Here is a 12,289-nt window from a genome sequence, read left to right as displayed (position 1 = left end):
TTACCCTGGTTAACTATTTTTTTTATGCCAAGCTCTCCCTTAAAATTTCGTACCGCCTTATTACGCTGCGCACGTCTGTTCAGCGATGAAGTTAATACTCTGTTATTGCCGCATCAGCTTAATTATTCCTTGTGGCAGGTGTTATATGTCATTCATTTAAAACAGCAATGTACCCAGGTAGATATTGCCGCCTATTTAAAGGTGTCCAAACCGAGCATCACCAAACGTATTCGGGTGTTGCTGGACTTGGGTTTAATCCATCAGCTTGAAAGTAGTGATAAACGGCAGAAATGCCTGACTTTTAGCTCTCACGGGCAGGAACTTTTCAAGCATTGTTCCACCCAGATTGATCAGTTTGAACAACAGCTGCTGCAGTCTTTTACAGTTACGGACATCGCCCATACCCGCGAGATCCTTAATCAGCTGAGTGAACAGTTACAACCGACCCTACAAGGTGAAGACAAATGAGTTCAGCACAAGCACCGCTATGGACCAGAAACTTTATCCTGGTCGGCCTGATCAATTTTCAACTGGTACTGATTTTTTATCTATTGGTGATTGTGATTGTCGGTTATGCCGTGGCGGAATTAAATGCCAGCATTGCCGAAGCCGGTTTAATTTCAGGACTGTTTATTGTCGGCACCTTATTTGGCCGTCTGCTGATTGGCAAATGCCTACAGCGTTTCGGTTATCGTAGCACCCTGCTTTTTGGGCTGGCCGGTTTCTTGCTGCTTTCCTTAGGCTATTTTATAGAGATGGGGGTGACTGCCCTGCTCGGCATCCGTTTTATTCATGGCTTTATGATGGGAGTCGCCTCTACCGTACTCGGCACAGTCATCGCACAAACTCTGCCGCCCACCCGCCGTGGTGAAGGTATTGGCTATTACAGCATGAGCAGCACCCTGGGTACGGCGATTGGTCCTTTTGTCGCGATCTGGATGATGCTGCACACCAGTTATCAGACGATTTTTAGCTTATCCAGTGTCTTGGCGCTGGGCTGTCTGGTAGTGGCCTGTTTTATCCGGATGCCGAACCTGGCGCAGCCTAAACCTGCAGCCACCGCGACAGCAGGCAAAGGTTTTGGCTTCTGGACCCAGTATCTGGAAAAGAATGCGCTGCCCATTTCCCTGATTATGCTGTTTGCTTCCATCTGTTATTCCGGCGTGCTGTCATTTATTAACTTTTACGCCAAGGAAATTGATCTGGTCGAAGCCGCGTCCTTATTCTTTTTAATGTATGCAATCGCCATTTTGTTTTCGCGTCCGTTTACCGGGCGGCTTATGGATCGTAAAGGTGAAAATATCATTATGTATCCCGCCTTTATTGTGATGGCGATTGCCCTGTTTTTACTAAGTCAGGCGCATAACTCCAGTATGCTGCTGCTTTGTGCCGGCTTGCTCGGTCTGGGCTATGGCAATATTCAATCGGTCTGTCAGACTATTGCGGTCAAAAGTACCTCACTGGAACGTATGGGACTGGCGACCTCGACCTATTTTATCTGTCTGGATGCAGGGCTGGGCTTCGGGCCGTATTTGATCGGAATCGCGCTGAAATCGGTTAGTTATGCGCAGATGTATTTCTATAGTGCCATCGCCGCGCTGTTGTGTTTAGGCCTGTATTATCTGCTACATGGTCGTCATGCTCAGCAGGTGCAGCCACAGTTATCACGCTAACGAAAGCAACACGCTTAAAACCGCCGGCCAAAGCGCTGGCGGTATTCCATTGGGGTTAGGCCGGTTTTCTTGCGAAATAAACGCCGGAATGAACTCGGATCTTCATAGCCCACCATTTGCATAATCCGGTCAATCGGCTGCTCGGTTTCTTCCAGCCGTTTTTGCGCAGCTTCAATACGAATAGCCTGCACATACTGATTCGGCGCCACATCTAACACTGCTTTAAAACGGCGAATGAGCGTGCGCGGGCTGATATTAAAGCGCGCCGCCACATCTTCCATATTCAAGTTTTCACTAAAATGCTGCTCCAGCCAATGCTGGATTTCTTTTACCAAACCATCCTGATGTGGCTTGCTCATACGCATCAAGGAATAGGACAACTGGTTGTCACGGCGAAAATCCAGCACAAAGGATTTGGCCGTCTGAATGGCAATTTCAAAGCCATAAAAACGTTCAATTAAATGTAGCCCCAAATCGAACCAGGCCAACCCGCCACCGGCACAATAGACATGATCGGACTGGGTAATCAGGCGATCTGCCTGCAAATGGACCTCCGGATAGCGCTGCTGGAACTGATCTTTAAAACCCCAATGCGTGGTGGCACTGCGGCCCTGTAAAATTCCGGCTTCGGCCAGAAAAAAATTCCCGGTACAGTTTCCGGCAATCAGGCATTGGGCTTGATCGGCCTGTTGCAGAACATTCATGAGGGACTGATTTTTTTCCAGAATCTGCTCAATGGAACCGGCCAAAGTCGGAATCACCAGCAAATCTGCCTGCTGGATTTCGCTATAGGCCAGATGTGCCCCAATGCGTAAACCATTGCTGCATTGCACCGTTTTTCCCTGTGGCGAGGCAATCTGTACTTGAAACAGGCGCTGAATATCCTGTTTCTGAATCCGGTTCCAGCTGATGCCGGCCAGACTGAATAAGTCCGCCACACCGGTTATGGCCGAGGCCAGTGCACCATCATAGGCCAGAATAAAAACCCGCTTCATGCTTTCTTCCCAAATGTCGTTTTTAGCTCCTTGAGTGTCATTATTGACAATTTATCTGCCAATACAAGTCTTGTTAAGCTAAGAGCAATCAATAAAAACAGGTAACGGCATCCCATGACCGCACTCATCAATCAAAAAGATCTGGATTTTTTACTCTATCAGGTATTTTCAGCCGAACAGCTGACCCAGCTGGAACGTTATCAGGAACATGACAAAGCCACCTTCGACAGTATTTTAGATACGGCGCGCGGCATTGCAGCAGACTATTTTGCCCCGCACAATGCCAAAGGCGATGCGCAAGAACCGCATTTTGATGGTACACAGGTACATACCATTGCCGAAGTGAAACAGGCCTGGCAACAGTTTGCCCAGGCCGGTCTGTTATGTGCCCAGCATGATTATGATCAGGGCGGTATGCAGCTTCCCACACTGATTAATATGGCTGCCAATGCCTATTTTATGTCGGCCAATCCTGCCACCGTGGCTTATTCATTTTTAACCGCCGCCGCAGCGAATCTGATTCAGGCCTTCGGTACCGAGCAGCAGAAACAGACCTTTGTCCCGTCGATGTTCAATGGCCGCTTTTCCGGCACCATGGCCATGACCGAGCCGAATGTCGGTTCCTCTCTGGGTGATCTGACCACCAAAGCCATTCCACAAGCTGATGGCAGCTACAAAATTAAAGGCCAGAAAATGTTTATTTCTGGGGGTGATCAGGACATTACTGAAAATATTGTGCATCTGGTGCTGGCGCGGATTCAGGATGCGCCACAAGGTGTCAAAGGCATTTCCCTGTTTATTGTGCCGAAATTCCTGACCAATGAAGATGGCACGCTGGGTGAACGCAATGATGTCAAACTGGCTGGCCTGTTACATAAAATGGGCTATCGCGGGACAACATCGACTGTGCTGAATTTTGGTGAAAATAACCAATGCTTAGGCTATTTGATTGGTGAAGCTGGTCAGGGCCTGAAATATATGTTCAAAATGATGAACGAGGCGCGTGTCGGTGTTGGGCTGGGCGCCGCGATGATCGGTTATCGCGGTTATTTGGAATCGCTGGAATATGCCAGAAACCGTCCGCAAGGCCGACTGGCCAGTGAAAAAAATAGCGACAGCAAACCGGTCAATATTATTGAACATAGCGATGTGAAACGGATGTTGTTAGCGCAAAAGGCCTATGTAGAAGGAGCTTTGGCATTGTGCCTGTTTGCCGCGCGACTGATTGATGAACATCAGGCGGGTGGCTCGGAAGATAGCGCCATTCTGCTCGACCTGATCACGCCTGTGGTCAAATCCTTCCCGTCTGCCTATGGTCCGAAAGCCAATGATCTAGCAATTCAGGTACTTGGCGGTGCCGGCTATACCCGTGATTATCCGGTAGAACAGTATTATCGGGATAATCGCTTAAATCCGATTCATGAAGGCACTTTTGGTATTCAGTCACTGGATTTACTCGGGCGTAAATTATGGCAGCACAATGGCAAAGGCTTAAATCTGCTGATGCAACGCATCAACACCACGCTGGAACAGATTCAGCATCCGGCCATTCTGGATCTGTCTAGCAAATTCTGCAAACATCTGGCTACGGAACAAAGCACCACACAAAAACTGGGACAGGCGCTTATGCAAGGTCAAACCAATGAGGCTTTGGCCAATTCTGCCCTGTATTTAGATATGATGGCTAAAGTGATTATTTCCTGGTTATGGCTGGATATGGCCAACAAGGCGCAACAGCAGTTTGGCCAGTCTGAGTTGGCAGAAGATCAGCAATTTTTAGCAGGCAAGTTGCAAGCGGCACGCTATTTCATTCGCTGGGAATTACCGGAAATTGAACATCAGGCCAAATTACTGAGTGAATTTGATGATACCTGCCTGTCGATGCACAGTGACTGGTTTTAAAACCGGATGATGGAAAGCAGGTTTTAAATATCTACCTTCTAAAGAAAATCCCCATGTAGTTTATTACATGGGGATTTTTTATATACTTCTAGAATGCAGATGCCGTTTAGAATTGTGCATTCAAGACATTGGCCGCCACTTTACCCTGCCACAATTCACGTAGGGTCGGTAAATAGAATTTTTCACCCAGCTCGACCAGTTCTGCATCAATTTGCGCATGAACTTCATGCATAAACAGATAGTCCAGCTCTACCGTCGCCAATTGGCTTTGTGATTTTTTATAGTCCTGACGTTTTTGCTGTGCTTGCTTCACCAAACGGTCTGCAAAAGCGCGATCTTTATATTTCGCAATAGCATTTAAACGCAGCTCAATCAGGCCCCAACCACTGAGCAGCAATTTAAACAATTCCAGATCTGCCGTGGTTGATTCCCAGGTCATGTCTTCCAGGTTTTCATTTTCAGGCAGCACCGGCAGCAGCAACTCCATCACACTTGGGAAAATTTTCTTAAAATTTAAAATAAATTTAACAGGATGCTCACCCGGATAATCGGTAAATTGCACCTTTTTCTGAACATCCGTTAAATAGATATCAAGCATTGAAAATTTTCCTAGATAGATTGCTGTTTTACAAAGCTTTATTTCTTAGCTTGTAAAACTGTAATAAAAAACGAATCGCATTTTAGCAATTATGACATCTTATTCAATGTTATTTAAGCCATGCGTCTACATGAGGACGGCTTTAGCTCTAAAATTCTTCAATCTGAAAAGATGGCTTTAAACGGTTCGACGGCTTGTAATTCTTTTTAAGAACATTGATTCAAGGTTAATGGATGGTTCTTTTCTTTATTGGGTTCTTGAGTTTGAATCTTATATTAATCAACATCTAGTTAGTAGTTCAATAAGCACGAACGCTCCAAATTAAAATGACACGCTGTTTTGCCTTCAATGCACTCTCCTCTATTATGCTGAGATATCTCATACTTAAAGAATAACGATGCTTTTTCTTATTGCGATCCTATTTTTAGTTTTTATTCTCTATTACTACAGACTTGATCAGGCCAGCGCGACGAGCAGCGAGTTTGTGTTCTACCTTTGCCTTTCCTTAATCATCCTCTGCATCGTGAACGCTTGGCGTGTGTTGACTTAAGCATCGAGTAAGCATCAAAAAAACCTTCTCATCTCCCAGCGATCACAACACTGCGTATAGCGTGACCCTCTAGTTATACCTATATTTTTTCCTTTCACAAGTGGTTCATAGTACAGGTATATCATCACGGGATTAAAAAAATTAATGTGAGATGTATCGTGAAATACGGAATTTTAATTGTTCTACTGTTAAGCTGTGTAGTCAGCAGTGGCCTGAGTTTCTGGGTTGGATTCAAGGCAAATGATTCATTATTATTGATCATTGGCGGACTGCTCATTTTTGCCTCAATCTTGATTGCCCTTGAAATTAAAAAAGTCAAAAAAGATCCGTTCTAAGCCAAGCCGGCAATTTTTCTATGCTCTATGGATGCGGGTATAGCGCCTATTCACGCTCTTTTAGACAATCCTGACAACGCCGAATTTCTTCATCATCACCCGTGTATTCGACTTCAGTTGCGCCATGAAAGCTAAACAGACAAAGAAGGAACTGGATCATAATATTCTGCTCTTAATAATCTGCCTCCTGTTCTGGAGGACGGCGTTGGGAGAAAATCAGAAGTTAGCCCTGATACAAATTTTATATAAATAGAAATTTTACAAGTTGTCATAATATGACATTCATAAAAATTAACATTCATTTAAATTATCTCATTTCGATAATCTAAATAAAAATTACCCACTAAACCCAGAAGTCCTGAATAACGACTTTGTGGATGCTTTCATCGAAATCCAGATTAGACAGACTTAAGTTTTTGTTCTTCATATTGATAAACAATAACTTGCTGCAAGTCCTACGCCAATCAAAGCTAATAGTTTCATTGCTCACCTCACCTATTGGAAGATCTGGATTTAAACTATCATTCAAATTTGTAGCTTTCACATTCAATTTTGATCATTTTTTGTACAGATTGTAATTTCCGGAGCAATGTATAAAGCCATAAAAAAGCCCACCAGTGGGTTGAGCTTTTTAGGTCTTGACCAAGAGAAAGAAGCAATAGGGATGAGCGCTGTTAATACTCTTGATCTAAACCATTGCTACACGTTTCATTCCTTTCTTCATCGAGCAGGTAGTCGATTTCAGTCACCTCATGCAGGCCAAATAAAGTGAATAGAAGATGGAGCATAATTTTCTCCTCAAAAAAAATGCCTCCCTAGAGGAGGAGGCAGTAAAAAAAGAAAGAAACTACAGCGATAGATTCTGCTGGAAATTATATATAAATTTATAATTTATATATTTGCATAATATTACATATTTTATGCCAAAAATTAGCCAACCCAGTCTACTTTGAATGAATTATTAATAGAAAATTATTATAATTTTAAGTTGAATTTCAAAGTTAAGAGGACTTCTTATTCGGTGATCAGCAGAATATCTAGAATCCCTTAATTAACGTAAGTAAATGACTGCCTTTTTGCCTAGATTCACTATTGGAGCCGGTTTTATACCAGCCATAAAAAGGCTCACCTGTTTCCAGATGAGCCTACCGATGTCGAACCGCGAATGCTCAACCTGAATATCTAATGTCTCCATCTCAATACATCAAGCAGTCCACCTACCAATGTATTCAAGGAAAATATTCAGATCATCCCACCCTTAAAGATGCATGGTCACACCCAGCTGAAAAGCGCGGCCCGGTAACGGCGCAATATATTTCAGGGGCGAATTATGTGGACGTGCCTCTTCATCCAGCAGGTTTGATCCATTCATAAACACATCAAAACTGGCATTTTTTAAAGTTACTTTTTTACGAATATCCAGATCCATCAGGTTATATGCCGGCAGTGGCACTTCCTCTGACACATTTTTCCCCAAATATCGCGGTTGATCATAATAAATACTTGCCAGACGCGCTGACCAATCGGCGCGTGTCCATTCAATGTGGGCACCATAACGATTGGTCGGCATATTCGGCAAATACACGCCATCATTACTTAAACGCAAACTTTCCGGATTAGTGGCCTTATTTTTAACCAGATCAGCAAAACCACCGACCTGTACCTCACCAAAATGGTCTAAATCAAAAGTGTAGTTCATATCCACCTCAAAACCATTCACTTTAGTATCGGTTTGCTTCCAGTACTTCAGCGGTAAACGGTTTCTCATGGATGAACCGGAATGCGACAAATAAAAATAATCTTCAAAATCCATTTGATATAAAGCTACAGCGATATTCGCAGCATCCCAGTTCACATGCGTGATTAATTCCAGCCCCTGCATTTTTTCTTTATTCAATGCCTGATTGCCTTCCTCCTGCGTCATAACCGAATAATGCGGATTGCTGGCATACAGTTCATTAATTTCAGGAGCCCGTTCTGACTTAGAATATTGCAGCCTAAAGTCCAGATAATCAGTCGCTTTAAAATTCGAACCGACATAAAAACTATTTAGAGCAAAAGATTTATTTTTTAGGGTGCTATTGGCCGCATTACGCGCCAGTTTAAAACTCTGATCCTGAATCTCATGCTGAACGTTCTCATGACGATAACCGGCATCCACTGAAAACCGCTCCCAATCCAATTTTTCCTGGATAAATACCGCCTGGGTCGTGGTTTTGACATTAGGGAGATAGCGCTGTGTTCCTGAACCCTTAACATCACGTACATTCAAAGCAGTGCCAATTTCACCGCTCAAATTTTTATAAGGCATCTGCTTTAGTACCAGTTCGGCAGCATGGCTATCAAACTGATATTCATTGGCTTTGCTTGCACCAATATATTCACCCGAGCGATTGGATAATTTTGATGCCTGAATTTGGAGATGATCAAGTACAGGCAGTGGGTCCCTGAGTAACGCATCAACCGCAAAACGGTTCTGTTTAATCTGCACCGTAACCGGCAAACTATCATCATAAGCGCTCTGGAAAGATTTATTTTCCATTGAGAAACCCGGCACACCATAATCACTGGTTTTATAATCGGCACTAATTCCGATATAGCCATTGTCTAAAAAGTAGGTACTCCCGATTGCCATATTTTCATTTCTGGCATAGCTATTGCCCAGTTTTTTCTGATAATTGGGCGTAACATCCTGATTGGTTCGGCTTTCCACATATTTTGGCGTATTGGGCACATAATCCGGGTTGGGATCATTGACAAATTCCCGGTAGGCACCATTCACATAGCGGGTTAAAACCGCTTGATCCGTATATTTGGCCGACTCCAAGCCATCATAATAATCATAAAAATGCTGAGGATTCTGCGCGATATCTTCTAAAACATGCTTATTTAAATATTGATGATGTGCCTTATTAAAGATCTGTTCAATTCTGGCATCGCGCTGGCAGGCGCTTGCCAAAGCAGAATCAATCCCGCCTCGCTCCGAGAAAATCGCTGTATCACAGACGGCTGCTTTGCTCTTTCCGGGAATTTTATAAGATGAAATCTGTTGGGTAGAAAACTGGATATTGGTGCTCAGATTTTCCTGATTATTGACATTAATGCGAATACCATGCCCGCTAAAATCGTTAAAGCCCTTTTTATATACCACATCGACATTGGCACTTTTCTCTTCCAGCATTTTTGAAATGATGCCCGAATCTATATCCACATAACCACCAATCGCCTGTCCGCCATAACGCACAGTATTGGTCCCTTTATGTACGGTCACGCTTTTAGTAAATAGTGGATCAAATGGAATATTAATATCACCGCTGATAGCATTCATTCCATTGATCGCCTGACCATTCTCCAGAATCCCGACCCGATGACCGCTCAAACTGCGTATCACTGGTGTCCCCGAATTGGGACCGAATGCGCTACTTTGCACGCCAGACATATGTTTAACAGCATCGCCCAAGGTATTGGCTGTTTCAATGCGTTCTTTAGGCGCAATGTTCAGGTTCTTGTCAGTATCATCCCCCTGAAAAATAAGTGGTTCCAGAATTGTAATCGGCTCTTCAGCCTGTGCCTGTTGCATCGCCAATAAAATTAAAGTCATGAGTGTGCTGTATTTCATGCGAGCCCCCTTTTAAAAAGTGTTATGTTATAACATAACTTTATGTCTATTTAAAAAATTATTCTGGTTTTTCTGGCAGATCGAGAAAATGCAGCAACTCAATTGAGAGGAAGAAAAATGGGGGAATTGAAATATTTTGAATTCTTAGATTCTTAAAAAAAGAAAAAACCATCTAACACGAAGTTAAATGGTTTTTAGAACCCGCTCAACAGCCAAAGCTCATTAGAGCTTTTTCCAGGTCATGGCACTGGTTGTATTGCTCTGTTGCGCTTTACCAAATACTTTCATCTGGTCTTTAGCATCATTCAATTGCGCTTCAATGGTATAGGTACGGCCATCCTGGGTATTCAGCCATTGACCTTGCTTAAACTGCTTATGGTTGCCGGTCATGCCTTTCAGCACTTCCATACCAAAAATCGGCTGGTTCTTTAAAGCCCCTTCACATTTGCCACAAACGTCCGGATTCACCGCTCCCGCTGTCGGATAATTTTTGCTCACCACGGCGCTATACTGCTGTGTTTTGGAGTTTTTACGAATCACGATTTCCGACACATAATACCCGGTTCGATCATCAATCACTTTCCATGTCCCGATTAAAGGATCAAACGGCATTGCCACTACAGTTTTGGTTAAACCCGCCAATAGAGCCGCAGCCCCCAATAATTTAAAATTCATAAGCAAAAAGAGTTTCAAAAGAGTCAATAAAGAAATGAGATACGCTTCCCAGCGGCCTGCATTATATTCATTTTCCTAAACTAAATCATAATAATTTCATAAATTTTAAATATCTATGTGGTATTTAGAGCCAAGTTTTGCTAGATACTTCACATTTCTTTTCCAGAATTTTACCACTTCTTTTTATTGTCACATTCAGGGCTTATGATGCAGTCAAGGTCATTAAAAACGAGAAGATGGCCTGTAATAACTAAGTAGCGCAAACTAACCCAGCATATAGCAATCCATATGTTGGGTTTTCTTTTATAGGTACTTTGCACTTTCATGCACAGGTTCTGATGGAGAAATAGTTGTGATGAAGCAAGATTTTTTAGCCCACCGGGATGGCTGCTCATATTCCATCCCGGTAGATGCAACACTTATTTCGCATTCGGTGAAACCATATTTTCTGGTCGTACCACGTCATCAAACTGTTCAGCAGTGACCAGATTCAGCTCCACCGCCACCTGTTTTAAGGTTTTCCCTTCTTTATAGGCCGTTTTCGCGACTTTGGCGGCATTTTCATAACCAATTATCGGATTCAGTGCCGTCACCAACATCAACGAGTTATGCAGGAAATGATCAATCTTGTCACGGTTCGGCTCAATTCCGACAGCGCAGTGATCGTTAAAGCTGTTGCAGGCATCTCCCAATAACTGAATCGACTGTAACAGGTTATAGGCAATCACTGGCATAAATACGTTTAGCTCGAAATTCCCTGAAGCCCCAGCCACATTAATTGTCGTATCATTACCCAGCACTTGCGCCACCACCATGGTCATGGCTTCACTCTGGGTCGGATTGACCTTGCCCGGCATAATGCTTGAACCCGGTTCATTTTCCGGAATGCAGATTTCACCAAAACCACAGCGCGGCCCACTGGCCAGCCAGCGTATGTCATTGGCAATTTTATTTAAGCTCACGGCCAGAGTTTTTAAGGCACCGGAAGCAAATACTGCAGCATCACGTCCAGCCAGAGCTTCAAACTTGTTCGGCGCACTAACGAAAGCCAAACCGGTCAGGCTGGCCAGTTGCTGTGCGGCTTTTTCAGCATAGTCCGGATGGGCATTTAAACCGGTTCCTACGGCGGTGCCACCCAACGGCAGTTCATATAAACCGTCCAGGGCCTGATGCAAACGTTTCAAACCATGATCGAGCTGCGAGACATAGCCGCTAAATTCCTGCCCTAGGGTTAAAGGCGTTGCGTCCTGTAAATGGGTACGGCCAATTTTCACAATATCGGCAAAGGCATCGCTTTTGGCCTGCAAGGTATCTCTTAAACGGGTCACTGCCGGAATTAAGAGTTCATTGATCTGTAAACTGGCAGCCACATGAATCGCGGTCGGGAAAGAATCGTTGGTTGATTGTGCGCGGTTCACATGATCATTCGGATGGACCGGCTTTTGTGCGCCCAGCGGATTGCCCAGTTTCTGGTTGGCAATATTGGCAATCACTTCATTACAGTTCATATTGCTTTGCGTGCCCGAACCGGTCTGCCACACCACTAGCGGAAACTGGCTATCCCATTTACCTTCAATCACTTCTTCAGCTGCATCAACAATATAATGCGATAGCTCTTGAGGAATCTGGTTCAGTTCAGCATTGGTGATGGCCGCGGCTTTTTTTACCAAGCCCATAGCGCGAATCATGGGACGAGGCAAACGTTCCTGCCCGATTTTAAAATTCTGTAAGCTGCGCTGAGTCTGTGCACCCCACATGGCCTCACTCGGGACTTCAACTTCGCCCATGGTGTCGTGTTCGATACGTGTTTGCATACTCAACCTCTATCTATTCTTACTGTTCTCAATGCTGTTATAACGCTGCCCTGAGGCAGCGGCTATGGCGAATATAGTCATCTTAGGTCAGGCGGATAAAATTGTAAATGATAATTATTATCATATTT

At 43.9% G+C, this 12,289-nt stretch carries 8 protein-coding genes; 3 read left to right on the top strand and 5 right to left on the bottom strand.

Translation table 11 applies throughout. From position 1 onward, the window contains the following. Positions 1 to 24: 24 nt before the first annotated feature. Together VF685_RS00385 and VF685_RS00380 are read left to right on the top strand one after the other, a co-directional pair. On the top strand, positions 25 to 468 hold the full coding sequence (locus tag VF685_RS00385) for a MarR family winged helix-turn-helix transcriptional regulator (protein ID WP_163145774.1): 444 nt from the start codon (positions 25 to 27) through the stop codon (positions 466 to 468). After that, complete coding sequence (locus VF685_RS00380) at positions 465 to 1,673, top strand: MFS transporter (protein WP_016658065.1); 1,209 nt, start codon at positions 465 to 467, stop codon at positions 1,671 to 1,673. The genes VF685_RS00385 and VF685_RS00380 overlap by 4 nt, the downstream gene beginning before the upstream one ends. Before the next feature lie 14 nt (positions 1,674 to 1,687). Here VF685_RS00380 and VF685_RS00375 read toward each other — a convergent pair whose 3' ends face one another. Further along, positions 1,688 to 2,668, bottom strand: a complete 981-nt coding sequence (locus VF685_RS00375) for a GlxA family transcriptional regulator (RefSeq protein ID WP_163145773.1) — start codon at positions 2,666 to 2,668, stop codon at positions 1,688 to 1,690. A gap of 114 nt (positions 2,669 to 2,782) precedes the next feature. On the opposite strand from VF685_RS00375, the gene VF685_RS00370 reads away from it, so the two are divergent. Beyond that, complete coding sequence (locus tag VF685_RS00370) at positions 2,783 to 4,570, top strand: acyl-CoA dehydrogenase (RefSeq protein ID WP_286384887.1); 1,788 nt, start codon at positions 2,783 to 2,785, stop codon at positions 4,568 to 4,570. Between the two features lie 106 nt (positions 4,571 to 4,676). On the opposite strand, the gene VF685_RS00365 is transcribed toward VF685_RS00370, so the two are convergent. From VF685_RS00365 to fumC, 4 genes are all read right to left on the bottom strand, one after another. After that, a complete protein-coding gene (locus VF685_RS00365) occupies positions 4,677 to 5,168 on the bottom strand; it encodes a hypothetical protein (protein ID WP_104471392.1) in 492 nt (163 codons plus the stop codon). 2,143 nt (positions 5,169 to 7,311) lie between these two features. Further along, positions 7,312 to 9,672: a TonB-dependent receptor gene (locus VF685_RS00360; protein ID WP_286384888.1), complete on the bottom strand. Its 2,361-nt coding sequence runs from the start codon at positions 9,670 to 9,672 to the stop codon at positions 7,312 to 7,314. Between the two features lie 222 nt (positions 9,673 to 9,894). After that, the gene (locus VF685_RS00355; protein WP_168405644.1) at positions 9,895 to 10,347 is read right to left on the bottom strand and encodes a DUF2147 domain-containing protein; all 453 of its coding nucleotides are present in this window, start codon (positions 10,345 to 10,347) and stop codon (positions 9,895 to 9,897) included. A gap of 419 nt (positions 10,348 to 10,766) precedes the next feature. Further along, complete coding sequence (gene fumC / locus VF685_RS00350) at positions 10,767 to 12,161, bottom strand: class II fumarate hydratase (RefSeq protein WP_286384889.1); 1,395 nt, start codon at positions 12,159 to 12,161, stop codon at positions 10,767 to 10,769. Between the last annotated feature and the right edge of the window lie 128 nt (positions 12,162 to 12,289).

Source organism: Acinetobacter sp. Brlt_5, from assembly GCF_051949055.1.
Classification (GTDB): Bacteria; Pseudomonadota; Gammaproteobacteria; order Pseudomonadales; family Moraxellaceae; genus Acinetobacter; species Acinetobacter indicus.
This window is presented reverse-complemented; position numbering and strand designations above follow the sequence as displayed.